This is a genomic window from Klenkia brasiliensis (assembly GCF_900100695.1).
Lineage (GTDB): Bacteria > Actinomycetota > Actinomycetes > Mycobacteriales > Geodermatophilaceae > Klenkia > Klenkia brasiliensis.
Map to the genome: position 1 here is coordinate 162,443 of NZ_FNCF01000004.1, position 22,663 is coordinate 185,105.

At 74.8% G+C, this 22,663-nt stretch carries 25 protein-coding genes; 18 read left to right on the forward strand and 7 right to left on the reverse strand.

The genetic code is table 11. The features are described 5' to 3' along the window. Positions 1 to 45 precede the first annotated feature (45 nt). On the reverse strand, positions 46 to 1,857 hold the full coding sequence (gene recQ / locus BLT39_RS12605; RefSeq protein WP_091063541.1) for a DNA helicase RecQ: 1,812 nt from the start codon (positions 1,855 to 1,857) through the stop codon (positions 46 to 48). 96 nt (positions 1,858 to 1,953) lie between these two features. Between recQ and BLT39_RS12610 the strand changes: the two genes are divergently transcribed. Next, a complete protein-coding gene (locus BLT39_RS12610) occupies positions 1,954 to 3,120 on the forward strand; it encodes a sensor histidine kinase (RefSeq protein WP_091063544.1) in 1,167 nt (388 codons plus the stop codon). After that, positions 3,117 to 3,722, forward strand: a complete 606-nt coding sequence (locus BLT39_RS12615) for a response regulator transcription factor (RefSeq protein ID WP_091063547.1) — start codon at positions 3,117 to 3,119, stop codon at positions 3,720 to 3,722. Before BLT39_RS12610 ends, BLT39_RS12615 begins: the two co-directional genes overlap by 4 nt. A gap of 19 nt (positions 3,723 to 3,741) precedes the next feature. Here BLT39_RS12615 and BLT39_RS12620 read toward each other — a convergent pair whose 3' ends face one another. Next, positions 3,742 to 4,098: a type II toxin-antitoxin system VapB family antitoxin gene (locus tag BLT39_RS12620; protein WP_479723795.1), complete on the reverse strand. Its 357-nt coding sequence runs from the start codon at positions 4,096 to 4,098 to the stop codon at positions 3,742 to 3,744. A gap of 129 nt (positions 4,099 to 4,227) precedes the next feature. On the opposite strand from BLT39_RS12620, the gene hrcA reads away from it, so the two are divergent. The 9 genes from hrcA (at position 4,228) to BLT39_RS12665 (ending at position 11,725) form a co-directional block, all read left to right on the forward strand. After that, positions 4,228 to 5,274, forward strand: coding sequence for a heat-inducible transcriptional repressor HrcA (gene hrcA, locus BLT39_RS12625; RefSeq protein ID WP_091063550.1), 1,047 nt, complete (start codon positions 4,228 to 4,230; stop codon positions 5,272 to 5,274). A gap of 10 nt (positions 5,275 to 5,284) precedes the next feature. Beyond that, on the forward strand, positions 5,285 to 6,421 hold the full coding sequence (gene dnaJ, locus BLT39_RS12630; protein ID WP_091063553.1) for a molecular chaperone DnaJ: 1,137 nt from the start codon (positions 5,285 to 5,287) through the stop codon (positions 6,419 to 6,421). Continuing rightward, complete coding sequence (locus BLT39_RS12635; RefSeq protein WP_091063556.1) at positions 6,418 to 7,173, forward strand: 16S rRNA (uracil(1498)-N(3))-methyltransferase; 756 nt, start codon at positions 6,418 to 6,420, stop codon at positions 7,171 to 7,173. The genes dnaJ and BLT39_RS12635 overlap by 4 nt, the downstream gene beginning before the upstream one ends. 13 nt (positions 7,174 to 7,186) lie before the next feature. Next, the gene (locus BLT39_RS12640) at positions 7,187 to 7,546 is read left to right on the forward strand and encodes an HIT domain-containing protein (protein WP_242658367.1); all 360 of its coding nucleotides are present in this window, start codon (positions 7,187 to 7,189) and stop codon (positions 7,544 to 7,546) included. Next, positions 7,543 to 8,349, forward strand: coding sequence for an enoyl-CoA hydratase/isomerase family protein (locus tag BLT39_RS12645; protein ID WP_242658368.1), 807 nt, complete (start codon positions 7,543 to 7,545; stop codon positions 8,347 to 8,349). The genes BLT39_RS12640 and BLT39_RS12645 overlap by 4 nt, the downstream gene beginning before the upstream one ends. 87 nt (positions 8,350 to 8,436) lie before the next feature. Beyond that, positions 8,437 to 9,486 carry a PhoH family protein gene (locus BLT39_RS12650; RefSeq protein ID WP_242658369.1) on the forward strand — a complete coding sequence of 350 codons (1,050 nt, stop codon included), beginning with the start codon at positions 8,437 to 8,439 and terminating at the stop codon, positions 9,484 to 9,486. A 3-nt stretch (positions 9,487 to 9,489) separates the two neighbouring features. Then, complete coding sequence (ybeY, locus tag BLT39_RS12655) at positions 9,490 to 9,981, forward strand: rRNA maturation RNase YbeY (protein WP_091063563.1); 492 nt, start codon at positions 9,490 to 9,492, stop codon at positions 9,979 to 9,981. Then, a complete protein-coding gene (locus tag BLT39_RS12660) occupies positions 9,978 to 11,396 on the forward strand; it encodes a hemolysin family protein (RefSeq protein WP_091063568.1) in 1,419 nt (472 codons plus the stop codon). Before ybeY ends, BLT39_RS12660 begins: the two co-directional genes overlap by 4 nt. Beyond that, complete coding sequence (locus tag BLT39_RS12665) at positions 11,393 to 11,725, forward strand: cytidine deaminase (RefSeq protein WP_091063571.1); 333 nt, start codon at positions 11,393 to 11,395, stop codon at positions 11,723 to 11,725. The genes BLT39_RS12660 and BLT39_RS12665 overlap by 4 nt, the downstream gene beginning before the upstream one ends. A 3-nt stretch (positions 11,726 to 11,728) precedes the next feature. Here the strand turns inward: BLT39_RS12665 and BLT39_RS12670 are convergent, their stop codons facing one another. Next, positions 11,729 to 12,325 carry a hypothetical protein gene (locus BLT39_RS12670; protein ID WP_091063575.1) on the reverse strand — a complete coding sequence of 199 codons (597 nt, stop codon included), beginning with the start codon at positions 12,323 to 12,325 and terminating at the stop codon, positions 11,729 to 11,731. A gap of 49 nt (positions 12,326 to 12,374) precedes the next feature. On the opposite strand from BLT39_RS12670, the gene era reads away from it, so the two are divergent. The 3 genes from era to BLT39_RS12685 are packed head-to-tail and all read left to right on the forward strand — an operon-like array spanning position 12,375 to position 14,797. Beyond that, positions 12,375 to 13,289 carry a GTPase Era gene (era, locus tag BLT39_RS12675; protein ID WP_242658370.1) on the forward strand — a complete coding sequence of 305 codons (915 nt, stop codon included), beginning with the start codon at positions 12,375 to 12,377 and terminating at the stop codon, positions 13,287 to 13,289. Beyond that, positions 13,290 to 14,036 carry a DNA repair protein RecO gene (gene recO / locus BLT39_RS12680; RefSeq protein WP_091063583.1) on the forward strand — a complete coding sequence of 249 codons (747 nt, stop codon included), beginning with the start codon at positions 13,290 to 13,292 and terminating at the stop codon, positions 14,034 to 14,036. Beyond that, positions 14,033 to 14,797, forward strand: coding sequence for an isoprenyl transferase (locus BLT39_RS12685; protein WP_091063586.1), 765 nt, complete (start codon positions 14,033 to 14,035; stop codon positions 14,795 to 14,797). The genes recO and BLT39_RS12685 overlap by 4 nt, the downstream gene beginning before the upstream one ends. A 12-nt stretch (positions 14,798 to 14,809) precedes the next feature. On the opposite strand, the gene BLT39_RS12690 is transcribed toward BLT39_RS12685, so the two are convergent. The 4 genes from BLT39_RS12690 to BLT39_RS12705 form a co-directional block, all read right to left on the reverse strand. Then, a complete protein-coding gene (locus tag BLT39_RS12690) occupies positions 14,810 to 16,384 on the reverse strand; it encodes a serine/threonine-protein kinase (RefSeq protein WP_207507927.1) in 1,575 nt (524 codons plus the stop codon). A gap of 70 nt (positions 16,385 to 16,454) precedes the next feature. After that, complete coding sequence (locus BLT39_RS12695) at positions 16,455 to 18,134, reverse strand: serine/threonine-protein kinase (RefSeq protein ID WP_091063590.1); 1,680 nt, start codon at positions 18,132 to 18,134, stop codon at positions 16,455 to 16,457. Positions 18,135 to 18,216: 82 nt separating this feature from the next. Next, positions 18,217 to 18,615 (reverse strand): Fur family transcriptional regulator, encoded by a 399-nt coding sequence (locus BLT39_RS12700; RefSeq protein WP_091063593.1) that lies wholly within the window; start codon positions 18,613 to 18,615, stop codon positions 18,217 to 18,219. Further along, the gene (locus BLT39_RS12705; RefSeq protein ID WP_091063596.1) at positions 18,615 to 18,956 is read right to left on the reverse strand and encodes an ArsR/SmtB family transcription factor; all 342 of its coding nucleotides are present in this window, start codon (positions 18,954 to 18,956) and stop codon (positions 18,615 to 18,617) included. The genes BLT39_RS12700 and BLT39_RS12705 overlap by 1 nt, the downstream gene beginning before the upstream one ends. A gap of 47 nt (positions 18,957 to 19,003) precedes the next feature. Between BLT39_RS12705 and BLT39_RS12710 the strand changes: the two genes are divergently transcribed. The 4 genes from BLT39_RS12710 (at position 19,004) to BLT39_RS12725 (ending at position 22,625) form a co-directional block, all read left to right on the forward strand. Next, positions 19,004 to 19,291: an antibiotic biosynthesis monooxygenase gene (locus BLT39_RS12710; RefSeq protein ID WP_165640264.1), complete on the forward strand. Its 288-nt coding sequence runs from the start codon at positions 19,004 to 19,006 to the stop codon at positions 19,289 to 19,291. A gap of 64 nt (positions 19,292 to 19,355) precedes the next feature. Then, positions 19,356 to 20,753 (forward strand): glycine--tRNA ligase, encoded by a 1,398-nt coding sequence (locus BLT39_RS12715; RefSeq protein ID WP_091063599.1) that lies wholly within the window; start codon positions 19,356 to 19,358, stop codon positions 20,751 to 20,753. A 154-nt stretch (positions 20,754 to 20,907) separates the two neighbouring features. Continuing rightward, positions 20,908 to 21,852 (forward strand): ABC transporter ATP-binding protein, encoded by a 945-nt coding sequence (locus BLT39_RS12720; protein WP_091063602.1) that lies wholly within the window; start codon positions 20,908 to 20,910, stop codon positions 21,850 to 21,852. After that, positions 21,849 to 22,625: an ABC transporter permease gene (locus tag BLT39_RS12725; protein WP_091063606.1), complete on the forward strand. Its 777-nt coding sequence runs from the start codon at positions 21,849 to 21,851 to the stop codon at positions 22,623 to 22,625. Before BLT39_RS12720 ends, BLT39_RS12725 begins: the two co-directional genes overlap by 4 nt. Positions 22,626 to 22,663 lie beyond the last annotated feature (38 nt).

Below are 22,663 nucleotides of genomic sequence, written 5' to 3' on the forward strand. Positions count from 1 at the left end.
ACCCGACGGTAGGGACCCGGGCCCCGGCGGGGCAAGCCCCCGGGGTCAGGCGTGCAGGGCGGCGAGGATGCCCTCGCCGTAGCGCTCGAGCTTGGCCGCGCCGACCCCGCTGATGCTGCCCAGCGCCGCGGTGTCGGCGGGCTCCTCGGTCGCGATCTGGCGCAGCGTCGCGTCGTGGAAGACGACGTAGGCCGGCACGCCCTGCTCCTTCGCGGTCGCCGCCCGCCAGGCCCGCAGCCGCTCGAACGCCGGGGCCGCCTGCGCGGGCAGGTCCACGGCGGCCCTGGCCGCCTTGCCGGTGCGGCCGCGGGCCACCCGGTCGGGCTCCCGGCGCATCGGCACGCTGCGCTCCCGGCGCAGCACCGGTCCGCTGGCCTCCGACAGCGCCAGCGTCCCGTACTCGCCCTGCACGGCCAGCAGGCCCTGGGCCAGCAGCTGCCGGACGACGCCGCGCCACTGCGTCTCGGTCAGGTCGGTGCCGATGCCGAAGGTGGTCAGCTCGTCGTGCCGGTGCTGGGCGACCTTGTCGGTCCGCTTGCCGAGCAGGATGTCGATCGACTGCCCGGCACCGAAGGACTGGCCGCGCTCGCGCTGCAGCCGCAGCACGGTGGACAGCAGCATCTGCGCCGGGATGGTGGCGTCCCAGGTCTCCGGCGGCACCAGGCAGGTGTCGCAGTTGCCGCAGGGCTGCGACTCCTGCCCGAAGTGGGCCAGCAGCCGGACCCGCCGGCACTCCACCGTCTCGCAGAGGGCGAGCATCGCGTCCAGCTGCCGGGTCAGCTGCCGGCGGTGCGCGGCGTCGCCGTCCGAGCCGTCGATCATCTTGCGCTGCTGCACGACGTCGGCCAGCCCGTAGGCCAGCCACGCCGTCGAGGGCAGGCCGTCGCGGCCGGCCCGGCCGGTCTCCTGGTAGTAGCCCTCGACCGACTTGGGCAGGTCCAGGTGGGCGACGAACCGGACGTCGGGCTTGTCGATGCCCATCCCGAACGCGATGGTCGCCACCATCACCAGCCCGTCCTCGCGGAGGAACCGAGACTGGTGCCGGGCGCGGGTCCCGGCATCGAGCCCTGCGTGGTAGGGCAGGGCCGGGATGCCGTTCGCGACCAGGAACTCCGCGGTGGACTCGACCGAGGCCCGGGACAGGCAGTAGACGATGCCGGCGTCCCCGGGGTGCTCGGTGCGCAGCAGCTCCAGCAGCTGCTTGCGCGGCTCGGCCTTCGGCGCGATCCGGTACTGGATGTTGGGCCGGTCGAACCCGGCGACCACGTGCAGCGCGTCGTCCAGCTGCAGCCGGGTGCTGATCTCGGCGTGCGTGGCCGGGGTGGCGGTGGCGGTCAGCGCGATGCGGGGGACGTCGGGCCAGCGCTCGTGCAGCACCGACAGCGCCAGGTAGTCCGGCCGGAAGTCGTGGCCCCACTGCGCCACGCAGTGCGCCTCGTCGATGGCGAACAGCGCGATCCGGCCGCGCTCGAGCAGCCGCGCGGTGCGTGACTCCCCGCCGCCCAGGGACTCCGGCGCCACGTAGAGCAGGTCCAGCTCGCCGGCCAGGAACGCCTGCTCGACGGTGCGCCGCTCGTCGGGGTCCTGGCTGGAGTTGAGGAACCCGGCCCGCACGCCGAGGGCGGTCAGCGCGTCGACCTGGTCCTGCATGAGGGCGATCAGCGGGGAGACGACGACGCCGGTGCCCTCGCGCAGCAGCGCCGGGACCTGGTAGCACAGCGACTTCCCGCCACCGGTCGGCATGAGCACCAGCGCGTCGCCGCCGGCCACGACGTGGTCCACGACCTGCTGCTGCGGGCCGCGGAAGGCGTCGTAGCCGAAGACCCGGCTCAGCACCTCCAGGGTCTGCGCACTCACACCCCGAGGGTAGGTCGGCCCCGTCTGACATCCGTCAGCAGCTGTGGACGACGTCCGGCACTCCCGCCGCGGCCCGGTGCCGACCAGGCTGGCGGCATGACCGGGCAGACTGCCGTGGTGGACGACGCCGCGACCGGGACCCGCGGCCGCCTGCGCGGCGTCGCCTGGGCGCTGCCCTGGCTGGTCTTCCAGGTCTTCCCCGTGCTGGACCTGGTCGCCACGCCCCGGCCCGCCGCGACCCGGGTGGTCATCGGCGCGCTGCTGGTGGTCTTCACGGTCGCCTACCTGGCGGTGATGAGCAGGTTCAGCGGGGCCCGTGGGTTCCGCGCCGACTTCGTGCTCGTCGTCGCGCTGGCCCTGGGGCTCTCGACCGTGCTGGGCACGAGCTACGCCGGGCTGTGGATCTACGTCGCCGCCGCGGCCGCGGCCACCCTGCCGGCGCGGCTGGTCTGGCCGGTGGTGCTCGCCGGCACGGTGGTGTGCGCGGCGGTGGTCATCGGCTACCGGGACTGGCCGACGCTGTTCCTGCCGGTGCTCTGCCCGATGACCGCGGCCACCCTGCAGGGCACCCGGCACCTGCTCACGGTCAACGCCGAGCTCACCGCAGCCCGCGACGAGCTGGCCCGCAACGCCGTCGCCGAGGAACGGATGCGCTTCGCCCGCGACCTGCACGACCTGCTCGGGCACTCCCTGTCGCTCATCGCGCTCAAGAGCGAGCTGGCCCGCCGGCTCGCCCCGGTGGACGGCGCCCGCGCGGCCGCGGAGATGGCCGACGTGGAGTCCGCGGCCCGGCGCGCGCTGGCCGAGGTCCGGGAGGCCGTGAGCGGCTACCGCCAGGTCAGCTGCGCGCAGGCGGTCGCCGAGGCCCGGGCCGCGCTCACCGGCGCCGGCATCGCGCTCCGCGGCCCGGACCGGGTGCCCGTGCTGCCCGGCACCGTCGACGCGGCGCTGGGCTGGGTGGTCCGGGAGGCCACCACCAACGTGCTCCGGCACAGCGGCGCCTCCGCGGTGACCGTGGAGCTGGCCGACGACGGCGTCTGGGTGACCCTGACCGTCACCGACGACGGCCGCGGCCCCTCCGGCGCTGCCGCGCCGGGCACCACCCCGGGCTCCGGGCTCACCGGGCTGCGCGAGCGGGTCGCCGCCGTCGACGGCGAGCTCACCGGCGGGGCGGGCCCCCGCGGCGGGTGGCAGCTGCGGGCCGTCGTCCCCCTGGTCCAGACCGTCGTGCCGGCCGTCTCCCCGACCGGGGTGGCCCCGTGATCCGGGTGCTGCTCGCCGAGGACCAGCAGCTGGTGCGCGGGGCGCTGCGGGCGCTGCTGGAGCTCGAGGAGGACCTGGTGGTGGTGGCCGAGGTCGGCCGCGGCGACCTGGTGCTGCCGGCGGCGCGCGAGCACGCCCCCGACGTCGCGGTCATGGACATCGAGATGCCCGGGTGCGACGGCATCGAGGCCGCCCGGGCGCTGGCCGCCGAGCTGCCCGCGGTCAAGGCGGTCATCCTCACCACGTTCGGCCGGCCCGGCTTCCTGCGCCGGGCCATGGAGGTCGGCGCGCAGGGCTTCCTGGTCAAGGACTCCCCGGTCGCCGAGCTGGCCGCGGCGATCCGGTCGGTGGTGGCGGGGCAGCGGGTCATCGACCGGGACCTGGCCGCTGCCGCGCTGGCGCTGGGCTCCTCGCCGCTGTCGGCGCGGGAGGCCGACGTGCTGCGGGCCGCCGCCGACGGGGCCACGGTCGCCGACATCTCCGGCCGGCTGTTCCTGTCCGAGGGCACCGTGCGCAACTACCTGTCCAACGCCATCGGCAAGACCGGCGCCCGCACGAGGGTGGAGGCCGCCCGGGTCGCCGCCGACAAGGGCTGGCTCTAGCGGGCCGGGCACGCGCCGGTCAGGCGGTGGGCATCAGGGAGTCGAGGTCCAGGACGCGGACGTGGATGACGTTGCGCTGCTGCAGGGCCGCGCGCAGGGCCCGGTGCAGGCCGTCCTCCAGGAACAGCTCGCCCCTCCACTGCACCGCGTGCGGGAAGAGGTCGCCGTAGAAGGTCGAGTCGTCGGCCAGCAGGGCGTCCAGCTCGAGCTGGCGCTTGGTGGTGACCAGGGTGTCCAGCCGGATCTGGCGGGGCGGGATCATCGCCCAGTCGCGGGTCGAGAAGCCGTGGTCGGGGTAGGGCCGCCCGTCGCGCACCGCCTTGAAGATCAGTGCCCCGGCTCCCCTCAGACCGCACCCCGGTACCCCGGAGCACATGGACGACCCCACCCTAACGGCCTCCGCGGTGCGGGACGGCGACCCCGTCCGGTCGTATGCTGGCGGCTGGCACTCAGCGGTTCGGAGTGCCAGCAGCGAGCCCAGCACGAGGCGGACGGGAGGTGGCGGGTGGCCCACGAGGAACGCCGGTTGCAGGTCCTGCGGGCGATCGTCCAGGACTACGTCTCCACCAACGACCCGGTCGGGTCCAAGGCCCTCGCGGCCCGCCACGACCTGGGCGTGTCGCCGGCCACCATCCGCAACGACATGGCCGTGCTGGAGGAGGAGGGGTACATCACCCAGCCGCACACCAGCGCCGGCCGGGTGCCCACCGACAAGGGCTACCGCTTCTTCGTCGACCGGCTGTCGGCGATCAAGCCGCTGTCGGTCGCCGAGCGGCGGGCCATCGAGCGGTTCCTCGACGGGGCCCTCGACCTGGACGACGTGCTGGCCCGCACCGTGCGGCTGCTGGCCCAGCTGACCCGCAACGTCGCGGTGATCCAGTACCCGACGCTGTCCCGGTCGGCCGTCCGGCACCTGGAGGTCGTGCAGCTGGCGACCACCCGGCTGCTCGTCGTGCTGATCACCGACACCGGCCGGGTCGAGCAGCGGGTGGTGGAGGTCCCGCCGGTCGTCGACGCGCCGGCCGGCTCCGACCCGGTCGCCGAGCTGCGCACGCTGCTCAACGCGGCCTTCGTCGGCGCCAAGCTCGCCGACGCGGCCACCAAGGTCGCCGACCTGCTCGACACCGCGCCGGCGCACCTGCGCGGGCTGGTCGCCGCGGTCAGCGCCACCCTGGTCGAGACCCTCGTCGAGCCCGGCGAGGACCGGCTGCTCGTCGGCGGCACCGCCAACCTCACCCGCGGCGGCGCCCTGGACTTCCCGGGCACCCTCCGCCCGCTCCTGGAGGCCCTCGAGGAGCAGGTCGTCGTGCTGCGCCTGATGGGCGAGGTCGCCCCGGGTGCGGTGCTGGTGAGCATCGGCGAGGAGAACGAGCACCAGAGCTTCACCGGCGCCTCGGTGGTCTCCGTGGGCTACGGGTCGGCCGGGGGCACCGCCGACCTGGCCCTCGGGGGCCTGGGCGTCGTCGGACCCACCCGGATGGACTACCCCGGGACGATGGCCGCGGTACGAGCCGTGGCCCGCTACGTCGGCCAGCTGCTGGCCGAGAGCTGAGGATCGAGAAGTGGCAACGGACTACTACGGCGTGCTCGGGCTTGCCCAGGGGGCGACCGACCGGGAGATCAAGAGCGCGTACCGCCGCAAGGCCCGCGACCTGCACCCCGACGTCAACCCCGACCCGGCGGCCAAGGAGGAGTTCCAGAAGGTCAGCCGGGCCTACGAGGCGCTCACCGACCCGGACAAGCGCCGCATCGTCGACCTCGGCGGCGACCCGTTCGAGACCGGCGGCGGGGGCGGCGGCAACCCCTTCGGCGGGGCGGGCTTCGGCGGCCTCGGCGACATCATGGACGCCTTCTTCGGCGGCGGGACGGCGACCCGCGGCCCGCGCAGCCGCACCCGCGCCGGCGGGGACGCCCTGATCCGCGTCGAGCTGGACCTCGCCGAGACCGTCTTCGGCACCACCACCGAGATCACCGTGGACACCGCGGTGCTGTGCACCCTGTGCACCGGGGCCGGCACCGCGCCGGGCACCCACCCCGCGCAGTGCACCACCTGCAACGGCCGCGGCGAGGTGCAGAGCGTGCAGCGCTCCTTCCTCGGCCAGGTCGTCGCCTCCCGGCCCTGCCCCACCTGCGGGGGCACCGGCCAGGTCATCCCGCAGCCCTGCTCGCAGTGCGCGGGCGACGGCCGGGTGCGCGCCCGCCGCACCATCCCGGTGAAGATCCCGGCCGGCGTCGAGGACGGCATGCGGATCCGGCTGTCCGGCCACGGCGAGGTCGGCCCCGGCGGCGGCCCGGCCGGCGACCTGTACGTCGAGGTGCACGAGCGGCCGCACGACGTGTTCACCCGCGACGGCGAGGACCTGCACTGCCGGGTCACCCTGCCGATGACCGCCGCTGCGCTGGGCACCACGCTGACCCTGCGCACGCTGGACGGCGACGAGCCGCTGGACATCAAGGCCGGCACGCAGTCGGGCTCGGTGCTGACGCTGCGCGCGCACGGCGCGCCCCGGCTGCGGGCCACCGGCCGCGGCAACCTCATGGTGCACGTGGACGTGCAGACCCCGACCCGGCTGGACGCCGAGCAGGAGGAGCTGCTCCGCAAGCTCGCCGCCGTCCGGGGCGAGGACCACCCCGAGGCCAGCAGGGCGCAGCACAACGGCCTGTTCGGCCGGGTCCGCGACGCCTTCAACGGCCGATGAGCGACCCCGGCACCCTCACCCACGACGGCGCGCCGCTGTTCCTGGTCGACGAGCTGCCCGCGGGCGGCACGGTGCTGGTGACCGGGCACGAGGCCCGGCACGCCGTCGACGTGCTGCGGATGACGGCGGGGGAGCGGGTCCGGGTCGCCGACGGCGAGGGCACCCTGGTCGAGGGCGTGGTCGCCGCGGCCGGTCCCGAGGGGCTGCAGGTCGAGGTGCTCGCCCGGCACGAGGTGCCCCCGCCCACCCCCGAGCTGGTGCTCGTGCAGGCCCTGCCCAAGGGCGACCGCGGCCCGCTGGCCGTGGAGCTGGCCACCGAGCTCGGCGTGGACCGGGTGGTGCCCTGGACGGCGTCCCGGTGCGTGACGAAGTGGCGCGACGACCGGGTGGACAAGGGCCTGGCCAAGTGGCGCTCGGCCGCCCGCGCGGCGAGCAAGCAGGCCCGCCGTCCGCGGCTGCCCGAGGTCACCGAGCCGATGAGCACCCGGGCGGTCTGCGGCCTGCTCGCCGACGTGGACCTGGCGCTGGTGCTGCACGAGCAGGCCCGCCGTCCCTTCTCCGCGGTGCAGGTCGGCGGCGCCGGCTCGATCGCCGTCGTCGTCGGGCCCGAGGGCGGCATCACCGACGGCGAGGCCGTCGCCTTCCGCGCCGCCGGCGCCGAGGTCGTGCGGCTGGGCGAGGAGGTGCTGCGGACGTCGACCGCCGGTGCCGCGGTCCTCGCCGCGATCTGCGCCCGCACCCGCTGGGCGTGAGAGGGTCGGCGCCGTGACCGACTGCCTGTTCTGCCGGATGGTCGCCGGGGAGATCCCCGCCGACGTCGTGCACGAGACCGAGCGCACCCTGGCCTTCCGGGACATCAACCCGCAGGCGCCCACCCACGTGCTGGTCATCCCCAAGGACCACCACGCCACCGCGGGTCTGCTGGTCGGCGCGGAGCCGCAGCTGCTGGCCGAGGTGGTGGCCGCGGCGCACGCCGTCGCCGTGCAGGAGGGGCTGGCCACCGCCGAGGCGCCCGAGCCCGGCTACCGGCTGGTCTTCAACTCCGGTCCGCAGGCCGGGCAGACGGTGCACCACGTGCACGGCCACGTCCTCGGCGGCCGCGACCTGACCTGGCCGCCCGGGTGACCGTCCGGCTGGAGCGGGACGGCGACGTCGCCGTCCTCGTGCTGGACAACCCGCCGGTCAACCTCTTCGACGCCGCGGTGCTCGACGCCCTGGAGGCCCGCGTCGACGAGCTCGCCGACCTGACCGCGCCCGGGCGCCCGGACCGCCCGCGCGCGGTGCTGGTCCGCGCCGAGGGCCGGGTGGTCTCCGCCGGGGTCGACGTGTCGTTGTTCGCCGCGATCGCCGAGGGGCCCGACGCCGAGGCCGCCGGCGGCGCGCTGTGGGCCCGGCTGCTGCGCACCGTGCAGACCCTGGAGGACCTGCCAGTGCCCACGGTGTTCGCCGCGCACGCGCTCACCCTCACCGCCGCCTTCGAGCTGGCGCTGGCCTGCGACCTGCTGGTGGCGGCCGAGGGGGCCTCCTTCGGCCTGGTGGAGCTCGTCGTCGGGCTGACGCCGTCGATGGGCGGGCCGCAGCGGCTGGCCGAGCGCGCCGGCGCCGCCCGTGCCAAGGAGCTGGTGTTCACCGGCGAGCGGTACTCCGCCGCCAGCCTGCACAGCTGGGGCGTGGTGAACCGCGTGCTGCCCGACGAGGGCTTCGCCGACGCCGCCCTCGCCCTGGCCCGGCAGGTCGCCGCCGGCCCGACCGTGGCCCACGCGGCCACCAAGACGCTGGTCGCCACCGCCTCCCGGCAGGGCGTGCGGGCCGCCGACGACGCGGTCCCCGCGGTGTCCGGCGCGCTGTTCGGCACCGAGGACCTGCACGGCGCGGTCGCCTCGTTCCTGGCCGAGGGGCCGGGGAAGGCCACCCACCGGGGTCGGTGAGCCGGGAATGCGCACGCCGGGTCCACGCGCTCGGCGTAGGCTCGGTGGGGTCCCACCCCCGTCGCAGGAAGGCAGGGTCGAGCGTTCTTGCCCGACACCGCACCCAGCTCCACCCCGCCCACGGGCACCGACCCGGTCCGGACCACGATCACCGTCCCCGAGTCGGTCCCGATGGTGGCCCTCCTGGGCTCCGGCGACGAGCTGCTCCGCCTGGTGGAGACCGAGTTGGCCGCCGACGTCCACGTCCGCGGCAACGAGATCACGCTGACCGGTCCGCCCGGTGACACCGCCTTCGCCGTCCGGGTCCTCGACGAGCTGATCGCCCTGGTCCGCCGGGGCCAGACCCTGCGCCCCGACGAGGTGCAGCGGATCGTCGGCATGCTGCGCGCCGGCGGGAGCGAGCGCCCCGCCGAGGTGCTCAGCCTCGACATCATCAGCCGCCGCGGGCGCACGATCCGGCCCAAGACGCTGAACCAGAAGCACTACGTCGACGCCATCGACCGCAACACCGTGGTCTTCGGCATCGGCCCGGCCGGTACGGGCAAGACCTACCTGGCCATGGCCAAGGCGGTGCAGGCGCTGCAGACCAAGCAGGTCGACCGGATCATCCTGACCCGCCCCGCCGTCGAGGCCGGTGAGCGCCTGGGCTACCTGCCGGGCACGCTCAGCGAGAAGATCGACCCCTACCTGCGGCCGCTGTACGACGCGCTGCACGACATGGTCGACCCCGAGTCCATCCCGCGGCTCATGCAGTCGGGGACCATCGAGGTGGCCCCGCTGGCCTACATGCGCGGCCGGTCGCTGAACAGCTCCTTCGTCATCCTCGACGAGGCCCAGAACACCACCGCCGAGCAGATGAAGATGTTCCTCACCCGGCTGGGCTTCGGCTCCAAGATGGTGGTCACCGGCGACATCACGCAGGTCGACCTGCCCGGTGGGGCCGCCTCGGGCCTGCGCGTGGTCCGGGACATCCTCGACGGGGTCGACGACATCCACTTCTCCGAGCTAACCAGCTCCGACGTCGTCCGGCACCGGCTGGTCGGCGACATCGTCGAGGCCTACGAGCGCTACGACGCAGCCCCCCGCACCACCGACCCCGTCCGCGGCCCCGGCCAGCGGCGGCAGAAGGGCAGCTGACCCGTGGCCGTCGAGGTCGCCAACGAGTCCGGCATCGCCGTCGACGAGACGTCGCTGACCGGCGTCTGCCGCTTCGTGCTCGGCGAGATGGGCGTCAGCCCGCTGGCCGAGCTGTCGGTGCTGTGCGTCGACGTCGACCACATGGCGAGCCTGCACGAGCGGTGGATGGGCGAGAAGGGCCCCACCGACGTGCTGGCCTTCCCCATGGACGAGCTGGACACCGGCCGGCCCGACGACCCCGACCCGGGCCCCGAGCTGCTCGGCGACGTCGTGCTGTGCCCGGCCGTCGCCATCCGCCAGGCCCGCGCCGCCGGCCACACCATGGACGACGAGCTGCTGCTGCTGGCCACGCACGGCGTGCTGCACATCCTCGGCTACGACCACATGGAGCCCGACGAGGAGAAGGAGATGTTCGGCCTGCAGTCCGACCTCCTGAAGAAGTTCGCCTCCGTGCCGCGCGACCAGGTCACCGGCGAGGAGACCGCGCCGCGATGAGCCCCACCGCGATCACCCTGCTGGTGATCGCCGTCCTGCTCGTCCCCCTGGCCGGTGTCTTCGCCGCCGTCGACGCGGCCCTGCAGGGGATCTCGCGCGCCCGCGTGGAGACCATGCGGCGCGACGGCGTCCGGCGGGCCGGCGCGCTGCTGGCCGTGGTCGAGGACCGGGCCCGGCACGTGTCGCTGCTGCTCCTGCTGCGCATCGTCTGCGAGACGACCGCGGCGGTGCTGATCGCCGTCATCCTGTTCGTCCAGTTCGACGGCGTGGCGGCCGGCGTGGTCACCGCCGCCGCGGTCATGACGGTGGTCAGCTACGTGCTCGTCGGCGTCGGCCCCCGCACGCTGGGCCGCCAGCACGCCTACTCCATCGCGCTGGCCGCGGCGGGCCCGACCCGGTTGCTGGGCCGGCTGCTCGGGCCGGTGTCCACGCTGCTGATCCTGCTGGGCAACGCCATCACCCCCGGCCGCGGCTTCCGCGACGGCCCGTTCTCCACCGAGGTCGAGCTGCGCGAGCTGGTCGACATCGCCGAGGAGCGCGGGGTGGTGGAGTCCGGCGAGCGCAACATGATCCAGTCGGTGTTCTCCCTCGGCGACACGATCGCGCGCGAGGTCATGGTGCCCCGCCCCGACGTGGTCTTCGTGGAGGGCTCGAAGAACCTCCGGCAGGCCCTGGCGCTGGCGCTGCGCAGCGGGTTCAGCCGCATCCCGGTCATCGGGGAGAACGTCGACGACATCGTCGGCGTGGTCTACCTCAAGGACCTTGTCCGCCGCACGCAGGGCGACCAGGACACCAGCCGGATCCGGGTCGAGGAGATCATGCGCCCGGCCTCCTTCGTCCCGGAGTCCAAGCCGGTGGACGTGCTGCTGCGCGACATGCAGGCCCGCCGCATCCACATGGCCGTCGTGGTCGACGAGTACGGCGGCTTCGCCGGCCTGCTGACCATCGAGGACATCCTCGAGGAGATCGTCGGGGAGATCGACGACGAGCACGACGCGGTGCACCGGCCCCCGGTCGAGGAGCTGCCCGACGGGTCCTACCGGGTCACCGCCCGGCTGCCGGTCGAGGACCTCGCCGACCTGTTCCGGGTCGAGCTGCCCGAGGACGACGACGTCGAGACCGTCGGCGGTCTGCTCGCCCGCGCCATCGGCCGGGTGCCCATCGAGGGCTCGGAGACCGTGGTCGGCGAGCTGCACCTGCTCGCCGAGTCCACCGGCGGTCGGCGCAACCAGATCGACACGATGCTCGTCCGCCGGGTCGAGGAGGAGCCCGAGACCGCCGAGGGCGAGCCGGAGGAGACCGACGAGCCCGAGGACGACGAGCGGGCCGAGCGGCGCCGGCGCAAGCGGGAGAAGAAGGAGGCCGCCGCCCTCGCCGCCGAGGGCGCGGACGGGCCTGAGAAGGTGGCCCCGTGACCCAGCTCGACACCGAGGACGCCAAGCTCGTGACCCTCGCCCGCTCCGCCCGCGGCCGCACCGGCGCGCCGGAGGGGGCCGCCGTCCGCGACACCGACGGCCGCACCTACCTCGCGGCCACCGTCGCGCTGCCGTCGCTGCAGCTGTCGGCCCTGCAGGCCGCCGTCGCCGCCGCGGTGTCCTCGGGGGTCGAGGGCCTGGAGGCCGCCGCCGTGGTGTCGGCCGCGGGCGCGGTGGAGGAGGCCGGGCTGGCCGCCGTCCACGACCTCGCCCCGGGTGCCCCGGTGTACCTGGCCGGACCCGACGGCACCCTGGTCACCACCGCCTGACGCCTACTCCAGCGGGCGGTCCAGCGCCTCGGCGAAGGCCTGCGGGTCGCGCACCCAGACGGAGAAGGCCCGGTCGCGCTCGCCGTCGGCGGCGAGGTGCCGGACGACGACCCGCCGGCGCCCCGGCCACCAGCCGCCGCGCCGCTTGGCCCGTGGCCAGTCCGCCGGCGCGGGGGCGCGGACGACGTCCTCGACCAGCACCAGCGGCACCACGCCGAACGACGAGGTCTGCCGCACCCCGGCGATGTCGGTGGAGACCGCGAAGTCCGAGACGGTGAGCCGGCTGGTCGCCAGCACCAGCACCAGCAGCCCGAGGACGATGGCCAGCGGCGTCTCCGACCGGGCGGCGGCCCACCCGCTGATCAGGCCCAGCGCCACCAGCCACACGACGACCGCGGCGACCGTGGCGGCCGCGACGCCGGGGGACACCAGCAGGTACTGCCAGTACCGCAGCGGCGCGGGGGTGACGGTGACCGACCGCTTCGGGCCGCGCCGGGCGAAGAACCCGTAGCTGGTGACCTGGCTGACGTGCCGTTCCCGGTCGCGGGCGGCGCGCACCGCGGGCGGCTCGTCGTTCGGGCGTCGCGTGCGTCGGGCCATGGCTCCATCCTCGCAAGCGTTGTCGGACCCCGGTGGGAGACTGGTCGGCGTGAGCAACCCGGAGGTGCCGTACCGCAGCGGCTTCGTCGCGCTGGTCGGTCGCCCCAACGCCGGCAAGACCACGCTGACCAACCGTCTCGTCGGCGACAAGGTCGGCATCGTCAGCAACCGGCCGCAGACCACCCGGCACGCCATCCGCGGCGTTGTGCACCGGCCCGAGGGCCAGCTGGTCCTCGTCGACACCCCCGGCCTGCACAAGCCCAAGAGCCTGCTCGGCCAACGCCTCAACGACGTCGTCCGCGACACCCTCACCGAGGTCGACGTGGTCGTGTTCTGCATCCCGGCCGACCAGCCCGTCGGCGCCGGTGACGCGTTCATCGCCCGGCAGTTGAAGAACGTCAGCACCCCGGTCGTCCTGGTGGTCACCAAGACCGACGCGGCGTCGAAGAAGCAGATCACCGAGCAGCTCGTGGCCGCCTCGCAGCTGGTCGAGGCCCGCGAGGTCGTACCGGTGAGCGCCGTGGCCGACGACCAGGTCGACCTGCTCGCCGACCTGCTGATCGGCATGCTGCCCGAGGGCCCGCCGCTCTACCCCGACGACCAGCTCACCGACGACGACCTGGAGCGGCAGATCGCGGAGCTGGTCCGCGAGGCCGCGCTGGAGAAGGTGCGCCAGGAGGTGCCGCACTCCCTGGCCGTCAGCGTCGAGGAGATCGTCCGCAAGCCCGACCCCCGCGACCCCGACGCGGTGTTCACCGAGCTGCACGTGCTGCTGCACTGCGAGCGGCCCAGCCAGAAGCCGATGCTGCTGGGCAAGGGCGGGGCCACCATCAAGGCCATCGGCAGCGAGGCACGGGTGGGGCTGGAGCACCTGCTCGGCGGCCGGGTGCACCTGGCGCTGCACGTCACCGTCCTCGGCGAGTGGCAGGACGACCCCAAGAAGCTGCAGCGGCTGGGCTACTGAGTGAGCACCACCCCGAAGTCCCTCTACCGCGACGAGGGCGTCGTGCTGCGGGTGCAGAAGCTGGGCGAGGCCGACCGCATCGTCACCGTGCTCACCCGCCGCACCGGCAAGGTCCGGGCGGTGGCCAAGGGCGTGCGCCGCACGAAGAGCAAGTTCGGCGCCCGGCTCGAGCCGTTCAGCCACGTCGACCTGCAGCTCTACACCGGGCGCAACCTCGACATCGTCAGCCAGGCCGAGTCGCTGCACTCCTACGGCCCGGCGATCGTGGCCGACTACCGCGCCTACACGGCCGGCACCGCGGTGCTGGAGACCGCCGACCGGCTCACCGCCGAGGAGAAGGAGCCCTCGCTGCGGATGTTCCTGCTGGTCATCGGTGCGCTGCGCAGCCTGGCCGAGCAGGCGCACCCGCCGGGCCTGGTGCTGGACGCCTTCCTGCTGCGCGCCATGTCCGTCGCCGGCTGGGAGCCCGCGCTCAGCGACTGCGCGCGCTGCGCCGAGCCCGGCCCGCACCGGCACTTCTCCGTGCCGGGCGGCGGCATGGTGTGCCCGGCCTGCCGGCCGACCGGGTCGGCGATGCCCAGCCCGGTCACCGTCGAGCTGCTGGACGCCCTGCTCACCGGCGACTGGGCCACGGCCGAGGCCAGCCAGGGGATCAACCGACGCGAGGGGAGCGGGCTCGTGGCCGCGCTGCTGCAGTGGCACCTGGAGCGCGGGCTGCGCTCGCTGAGCCTGGTGGACCGGTCGTGAGGCGGGCCGTCCGCCCCCCGAACCCGCACCCCTCCGGCGTCCGGCCGCCGGACATCCCGCGCGACAAGGTGCCCCACCACGTCGCCGTGGTCATGGACGGCAACGGCCGGTGGGCCAAGGAGCGCGGCCTGCCCCGCACCAAGGGCCACGAGGCGGGGGAGTCCTCGCTGTTCGACTGCGTCGAGGGCGCGATCGAGCTGGGCATCGGCGCGATCAGCGCGTACGCGTTCTCCACCGAGAACTGGAAGCGCAGCCCCGAGGAGGTGCGCTTCCTCATGGGGTTCAACCGCGACGTGATCCGCCGCCGCCGCGACGAGATGCACGAGCTCGGCGTCCGGGTCCGCTGGGCCGGCCGCCGGCCGAGGCTCTGGGGCTCGGTGATCAAGGAGCTCGAGGTCGCCGAGGAGCTCACCCGTGACAACGACGTCCTCACCCTGACCATGTGCGTGAACTACGGCGGCCGGGCGGAGATCGCCGACGCCGCGCGCGCCATCGGCCGGGAGGTCGCCGCCGGCCGGCTGGACCCCGACCGGATCAGCGAGAAGACCGTCGCGCGGTTCCTCGACGAGCCCGACATGCCCGATGTCGACCTCTTCCTGCGCAGCTCCGGGGAGAACCGCACGTCGAACTTCCTGCTCTGGCAGTCCGCCTACGCCGAGCTGGTCTTCCAGGACGTGCTGTGGCCGGACTTCGACCGACGGCACCTGTGGGCCGCGTGCGAGGAGTACGCGTCCCGCCAGCGGCGCTTCGGCAAGGCCTGAGTCCCCGGCGCCTCAGCCGAAGGAGTCCCGGGTCGCCGTCCACCAGTCGGTGAGCTCGGCCAGGCCGTCGGCGCCGGTGCCGGCGGAGGTGGCGACGACGAGCAGCTGCTGGGCGCTGGAGCTCCAGAAGAGCACGGCGTCGCCGCGGGTGGTCGTCATGCAGCCCACCCGGCCGGCGGTCTGCTGGTCGGCGTCGCGCCAGTAGTAGTAGCCGGTGGACGTCGGGCAGGTGTCGCGCGCCTGCAGCGGCGGCAGGTCGCCCCGGTCCACCAGCCCGAGGAAGGCGGCGTCGGCGTCGTCGGCGTCCGCGTAGGCCGACACCCGCACCGACGTCGGTCCCGGCTGGTCGGCCGCGCACTGGACCCGGGCGTCCTCCCCGACGCCGTCCGGCGTCGCGGACGCGCACCCGGTCAGCGCGGCGGGCAGCCGGTCGCGCAGCGCGGCCTCCTCCGCCGAGGTGGTCGGCGCGGCGGACGTCGTGGGCGCGGTGGTGTCCCCGGCGTCCCCGCCCCCCGACAGCACGACCGCCAGCACGACGGCGGCCGCCACCGCGGCCGCCCCGGCCGCCGCCCACGGCAGCCAGCGGCGTCGGGTGGCCGGCCCGGGGTGGGTGACCGGCACCGGCGCGGGCCCGCGCCAGCCCGGACCGGGAGCCGGCGGCGCGGACCAGGACGGCGCGGCCGTGCCCACGGCCTGCGGTGGCGGCGGCGGGGGGCCGGGCGCCGGGCCGTTGTCCCGCTGCGGGGTGACCCCGCCGGTGCTCAGCGCCGCCCGGGCCGCCGCGGCCAGCGCGCCGGCCGAGGGCCAGCGCTGCGCCGGGTCCTTGGCCAACCCGCGCGCGACCACGTCGTCCAGCCCCGGCGGCAGGCCCGGCCGGACCGACGACACCCGCGGCGGGACGGCGTTGAGGTGGGCGTACATCATCGCGGCGAGGCCCTCGCCGGTGAACGGCCGCCGGCCGGCCAGGCACTCGAACAGCACGCAGGCCAGCGCGTAGACGTCGGTGCGGGCGTCCACCGGGCGCTCCGCGAAGCGCTCGGGGGCCATGTAGTCGAACGAGCCGACCGCCGACCCGGTCTGGGTGAGCGACGCGGTGGCGGAGTCACCCGCCGACCACGCGATGCCGAAGTCGACCAGGTAGACGAACTCGTCCCCGGGCTCGCCGGTGACCAGCACGTTGGAGGGCTTCACGTCGCGGTGCACCAGGCCCTCGGCGTGCGCGGCGTCCAGCGCCCGCGCGACCTGGGCCACGACGGCGACCGCCCGGGCCGGCTCGAGGGCTCCCTCGCGGTGCAGCAGGTCGCCGAGGTCGACGCCCTGCACCAGCCGCATGTCCAGGAACAGCCGGCCGTCGACCTCGCCGTAGCGGTGGATGGGGATGACGTGCGGCTCGGAGAGCCGGGCGACCGCGTGCGCCTCGCGGCGGAACCGCTCCCGGTAGCCGGCGTCCCCGGCCAGGCCGGCGGAGAGCACCTTGAGCGCGACGGTCCGGCGGTGCTCGGTGTCGTGGGCCCGGTAGACCTCGCCCATGCCGCCGCGACCGATGAGCTCCTCGATGCGGTAGGCCCCGAACCGACCGGGCTCCACGGGCCTCCCTCGGGCGTGCGCGGCGGGGCCTGCCCCCGTCGTGGCGTCGATCGTAGGGGGCCGTGCGGACTCAGCCGGCCTGGAAGTCGCTCCGGTCGGCGTCGTTCCACCACTCGAACAGCTCGGCCAGCCGGGTCTCCCCGTCGCTGATGAACACGAACCCCTCGGCGAGGGCGTCCTCCTGGGTCCAGGCCACCACGCCGTCGCCGTCGGCGTTGACGAAGCAGGCCACCGACCCGGCTCGGCCGCCGTCCTGGCCCGCGTAGTCGATCCAGCCGCGGGCGGTCGCGCAGTCGGCCAGCGAGGACATCTCGGCCAGGCCCTGCCGGTCGACGTCGCCGCTGAAGGCGTCGCGCAGCGTGCCGGTGTCGGGGTAGCCGTAGAAGTTGCCCGACCGCGGGACCGGCCCCGAGAGCGCCGCGGAGCAGCGCACCGCGGCGTCGGCGCCGTCCCCGGGCAGGTCGTTGTCCTCGCAGTCGGCGGGGTCGAAGTCACCGGGCAGCCGGGTGAGCAGGGCGTCGTTGCCGCCGGTGGGCTCGGTGGGCTCGGTCGTCCCCGGCGTGCTCGTGGTGCTCGACGCCGTCGTCGTCGCCTCCGCGGTCGTGGTGGCAGCCGTGGTCGTGGCGACGGCGTCGCTGCCACCGCCGCCGCGGGTGGCGACGACGGCGACCACCACCAGGACGGCGACGACGACAGTGGCGACCAGGGCGACGACCAGGGCGGGGGAGGTGCGCGACGGCGCAGCCGGTGGCGGGGGCGCACCCCACCCGGGACCGGTGCCGCCACCGGTCCAGGCCGGCGGCGGGCCCGACCAGCCCCCGCCGCCGGAGGGGTCGGTGAACCCGACGGTCTGCGGGACGGGCCGCTGCACCGGGTTCGGCGGCAGCTGCGGCACCACGACCTCGGTGCGCGCCGGCCCGGCCCGCAGCGCGGCGCGGGCCTGCGCGGCCAGTTGGCCGGCGCTGCCCGGCCGGCCGGCGGGGTCCTTGGCCATGCCCCGGGCGACCACCGCGTCCAGGCCCGCGGGCAGCCCCGGCACCAGCGCGGACGGGCGGTCGACCTCGGTGTTGACGTGGGCGAACATCTGCGCGGCCAGCCCCTCGCGCGGGAAGGGCCGCCGGCCGGTGAGGCACTCGAAGAGCACGCAGGCCAGGGCGTAGACGTCGACCCGGCGGTCGACCGGCTGCTCCAGGAACCGCTCGGGCGCCATGTAGTCGAAGGAGCCCAGCGCGGCGCCGGTCATGGTGAGCGAGGGGCCCTGGGAGTCGCTGGTGGAGCGGGCGATGCCGAAGTCGACCAGGTAGGCGAACTCGGCGTCCCCGCTGCCGGTGAGCAGCACGTTGGAGGGCTTGACGTCGCGGTGCACCAGGCCGTCGGCGTGCGCGGCGTCCAGCGCCTGCGCGACCTGGCTGATCACCGACACCGCCCGCTCCGGGGTCATCCGGCCCTCGCGGTGCAGCACGGTGGCCACGTCGTCGCCCTGCACCAGCCGCATGTCCAGGAACAGCCGGCCGTCGATCTCGCCGTAGCGGTGGATCGGCACCACGTGCGGCTCGTTGAGCCGGGCCGCGGCGTGCGCCTCGCGGCGGAAGCGCTCCCGGTAGCCGCGGTCGGCGGCCAGGTGCTCGGAGAGGACCTTGAGGGCGACGGTGCGCTCGTGCTCGGTGTCCCAGGCGCGGTAGACCTCGCCCATGCCGCCGCGGCCGATCAGCGACTCGATGCGGTAGCTGCCGAACTGCCCGGACTCCACCGCCCGCCCCCTCCGTCTCCGTGGGGCCCGCGCGACCACCGGGCAGCGAGTCTAGGGAGGCCCGCAGCCCCCGACCAGGACCTCAGCCCGTCGGCGCACCGGCGTCGCGGCAGGCCGCGCAGGTGCCGAAGATCTCCAGCGTGTGGCTGACGTCGGCGAAGCCGTGCTCGTCGGCCACCCGGTCGGCCCACCGCTCGACGGCCGGGCCCTCGACCTCGACGGTGCGGCCGCAGCTGCGGCAGACCAGGTGGTGGTGGTGGCGGGTGCTGCAGCGCCGGTAGAGCGCCTCGCCGGTGTCGGTGCGGATCGAGTCCAGCTCGCCGTCGTCGGCCAGGGCCTGCACGGCGCGGTAGACCGTCGACAGGCCCACGGTGTCGCCCTCGGCGCGCAGCCGGGCGTGCACCTCCTGGGCGCTGTGGAAACCCTCGAGCTGGTCGAAGACCGCCGCGACCGCGGTGCGCTGGCGGGTGGTGCGGACCATCAGCCGATCGTCGCAGCCGGGACGTCGCCGTGCCCGGCGTGCTCCAGCGCGTCGCGCACGATGTGGCCCACGTGGGAGTCGACGAGGCGGTAGTGCACCTCGCGGTGGCGGCGGTCGCCGGCGACCAGCCGGGCGCCGCGCAGCACCCGCAGGTGCTGGGAGACCAGGGGCTGCGGGACGCCGAGCGCCTCGACCAGCTCGTGCACGCAGAGGGTGCCGTGCTCGTCGAGCAGGGACACGATGGACAGGCGCAGCGGCGCGGCCAGCGCCGACAGCAGCTCGCTGGCGGCGGCGACGTCCTCGGGGAGCCGCCGGGGCAGCGGGAGCGGGGCGGCGGTCATGCCACCATCGTCGGCGCATGTGAGAACCATTGTCAACTTCCCGGGGGATGCCCGTGTTCGCGCTCACCAGGTTCCGCACCGACGACCCGGCCGCCCTGCGCGCCGACGCGGCGCTGCTGCTCACCGCGCTGCGGCAGCGGCCCGGGTTCCTGACCGGGGAGTACGGGACGGCGGCCGACGACCCGGGTCTGTCGGCCCTGCTCACCACCTGGGACGGCGTCGGCTCCTACCGCCGCGCGCTGTCGGCCCACGAGGTGAAGGTCGCCGGGGCGCCGGTGTGGCTGCACGCGGTGGACGAGCCCGGGGTGTACCTCGACGACGGTGCCGCGGAATGAGGTCGCGGGGGGCGTCTAGCGTTGCAGGGCAACCGCCGACCGCCAGCCGGATGGAGATCCTCCGTTGAGCACCGCCCGCACCGCCGACCCCGCCCGCCTGGACAAGGTGGTCAACCTCTGCAAGCGACGGGGCTTCGTCTTCCCCGCCGGTGAGATCTACGGCGGCACCCGCTCCGCCTGGGACTACGGCCCGCTCGGCGTCGAGCTCAAGGAGAACATCAAGAAGCAGTGGTGGCGCACCGTGGTGCAGAGCCGCGAGGACGTCGTCGGCCTGGACTCCTCGGTCATCCTGCCGCGCCAGACCTGGGTCGCCTCCGGCCACGTCGGGGTCTTCACCGACCCGCTGACCGAGTGCCTCAACTGCCACAAGCGGTTCCGCGCCGACCACCTCGAGGAGGCCTTCGAGGCCAAGAAGGGCCGGCTGCCCGAGGGGCTGACCGAGATCACCTGCCCGAACTGCGGCACCACCGGCTCCTGGACCGAGCCGCGCGACTTCAACATGATGCTCAAGACCTACCTCGGCCCGGTCGAGGACGAGTCCGGGCTGCACTACCTGCGCCCGGAGACCGCGCAGGGCATCTTCGTCAACTTCGCCAACGTCATGGGCGCCGCCCGCAAGAAGCCGCCGTTCGGCATCGGCCAGATCGGCAAGAGCTTCCGCAACGAGATCACCCCGGGCAACTTCATCTTCCGGACGCGGGAGTTCGAGCAGATGGAGATGGAGTTCTTCGTCAAGCCCGGCGAGGACGAGACCTGGCACCAGTACTGGATCGACGAGCGCACCCGCTGGTACACCGACCTGGGCATCGACGCCGCCAACCTGCGGCACTTCGAGCACCCGGCCGAGAAGCTGTCGCACTACTCCAAGCGCACCGTCGACATCGAGTACCGCTTCGGCTTCCAGGGCTCGGAGTGGGGCGAGCTGGAGGGCATCGCCAACCGCACCGACTTCGACCTGTCCACCCACACCCAGCACTCGGGCACCGACCTGTCCTACTTCGACCAGGCGACCAACGAGCGGTGGACCCCCTACGTCATCGAGCCGGCAGCCGGGCTCACCCGCTCGCTGATGGCCTTCCTGGTGGAGGCCTACCGCGAGGACGAGGCGCCCAACGCCAAGGGCGGCACCGACACCCGCACCCTGCTCGCCCTGGACCCGCGGCTGGCGCCGGTCAAGGCCGCCGTCCTGCCGCTGTCGCGCAACGCCGACCTCTCGCCCAAGGCCCGCGACCTCGCCGCGGAGCTGCGGAAGAACTGGAACGTGGAGTTCGACGACGCCGGCGCCATCGGCCGCCGGTACCGCCGCCAGGACGAGATCGGGACGCCGTTCTGCCTGACCGTCGACTTCGACACCCTCGAGGACCAGGCCGTCACCGTGCGCTCCCGCGACACCATGACCCAGGAGCGCGTCGCCCTCGACCAGGTCGTCGGCTACCTGGGCCAGCGCCTCGTCGGCTGCTGAGCGGTGGGTGGACCCACCGCGCTGTCCCTCGGTCCACGGCATGCCCTGGAGCACGGGACACGCGGGTGGGTCGACCCACCTCATGACAGGTGTCACGGCGAGGTGGTGATGCGCGGCCGATGTGCGCCGGCCGGCTGATCGGCACGGTGGTGCCGTGACCGAGACCACCGCGGCGCCCCCGGCGTCGGCACCTCCCCAGACCCCGCCCGCCGTCGCGCTCGTGGGGCTGACCAAGCGCTTCGGCGCCGTGACCGCCGTCGACGGGCTGGACCTCACCGTCCGCGCCGGCGAGGTCGTCGCCTTCCTCGGCCCCAACGGCGCGGGCAAGACGACGACGATCGACATGCTGCTCGGCCTCTCCCGCCCCGACGCCGGGTCGGTCGAGGTGCACGGGCTGCCCCCGCGCACCGCCGTCGCGCACGGCCTGGTCGCCGCGGTCATGCAGACCGGCGGCCTGCTCAAGGACCTCACCGTCGCCGAGACCGTCCGGCTCACCGCCGGGCTGTTCGCGCACAGCCGCCCGGTCGCCGAGGTCCTCGAGCGCGCCGGCATCGCCGACATCGCCGACCGCCGCGTCGGGAAGTGCTCGGGTGGTCAGCAGCAGCGGCTCCGCTTCGCGATGGCGCTGCTGCCCGAGCCGGAGCTGCTCGTGCTCGACGAGCCCACGACCGGCATGGACGTCGAGGGCCGCCGCGACTTCTGGACGGCGATCCGCGCCGACGCCCAGCAGGGCCGCACCGTGCTGTTCGCCACCCACTACCTGGAGGAGGCCGACGCCTACGCCGACAGGGTCGTCCTCGTCGCGGGCGGGCGGGTCGTCGCCGACGGCACCGCCGCGGAGATCCGGGCCCTGTCCGCCGGCCGCACGGTCACCGCCACCCTGCCGGACGCCGACCACCACCTGGCCGACCTCCGCGCACTGCCCGGCGTCGAGGACGTCGAGCTGCGCGGCAGCACCGTGCACGTGCACAGCGCCGACTCCGACGTCGTCGCCCGCCACCTGCTCACCGCCACCGCCGCCCACGACGTCCAGATCGCCTCGCGCGGGCTCGAGGACGCCTTCCTGGCCCTCACCTCCGCCCACGGCGGTGCCCGGTGACCGCCGTCCCCGTCCGCCGCGCCCCGAGGGCCGGCGGCTTCTCCCTCGGCTTCCTCGCCCTCGAGGTCCGTCGCCTGGTGCGCAACCGCCGCACGCTGGTCTTCACCGTCGTGCTGCCGCCGGCCTTCTACTTCCTGTTCGGCGGGGCCTCCTACGCCGACCAGACCGCCGGCCGGGGCAACGTGTCGGCCTACGTGATGATCAGCCTGGCCGTCTACGGCGCGATGATCGCCACCACCTCGGCCGGGGCCCAGGTGTCCGTCGAGCGGGCCGTCGGGTGGTCCCGGCAGCTGCGGCTCACCCCGTTGCGGCCCGCCGCCTACATCGCCACCAAGCTGCTGTCGGCGATGGTCATGGGCGCCATCGCCGTCGTGGTCGTGTTCCTGGCCGCCGGGGTGCTGGGCGGGGCCCGGATGGACGCCTGGGTGTGGGTGGTCTCCGGCCTGGTCGCCTGGCTCGGTGCCCTCGTGTTCGCCGCCCTCGGTCTGCTGGCCGGCTACCTGCTGCCCTCGGAGAACGTGATGCAGCTGCTCGGCCCGCTGCTGGCGGTGCTGGCCTTCCTCGGTGGCCTGTTCGTGCCGCTGGACGTGCTGGGCCAGACCTTCCGGGACCTCGCGGAGTACACCCCGGCCTACGGGGTGGGCGTGCTGGCCCGGATGCCGCTGACCGACGAGGGCTCGCTGGTCACCGCGGTGCTCAACGTGGCCGTCTGGACCGCGGTGTTCGGGGTCGGGGCCGCCTTGCGCTTCCGCCGCGACACCGCGCGCGTGTGACCAGCACCGACACCCCCCGCCGCGGAGCAGGATGGCCC

Excerpts from the sequence above, each read along its gene's own strand:
- BLT39_RS12610 (WP_091063544.1), top strand. The coding sequence starts at position 1,954 with ATGACCGGGCAGACTGCCGTGGTGGACGACGCCGCGACCGGGACCCGC.
- BLT39_RS12620 (WP_479723795.1), bottom strand. The coding sequence starts at position 4,098 with ATGTGCTCCGGGGTACCGGGGTGCGGTCTGAGGGGAGCCGGGGCACTG.
- BLT39_RS12635 (WP_091063556.1), top strand. The coding sequence starts at position 6,418 with ATGAGCGACCCCGGCACCCTCACCCACGACGGCGCGCCGCTGTTCCTG.
- BLT39_RS12660 (WP_091063568.1), top strand. The coding sequence starts at position 9,978 with ATGAGCCCCACCGCGATCACCCTGCTGGTGATCGCCGTCCTGCTCGTC.
- BLT39_RS12670 (WP_091063575.1), bottom strand. The coding sequence starts at position 12,325 with ATGGCCCGACGCACGCGACGCCCGAACGACGAGCCGCCCGCGGTGCGC.
- BLT39_RS12700 (WP_091063593.1), bottom strand. The coding sequence starts at position 18,615 with ATGGTCCGCACCACCCGCCAGCGCACCGCGGTCGCGGCGGTCTTCGAC.
- BLT39_RS12705 (WP_091063596.1), bottom strand. The coding sequence starts at position 18,956 with ATGACCGCCGCCCCGCTCCCGCTGCCCCGGCGGCTCCCCGAGGACGTC.
- BLT39_RS12710 (WP_165640264.1), top strand. The coding sequence starts at position 19,004 with ATGCCCGTGTTCGCGCTCACCAGGTTCCGCACCGACGACCCGGCCGCC.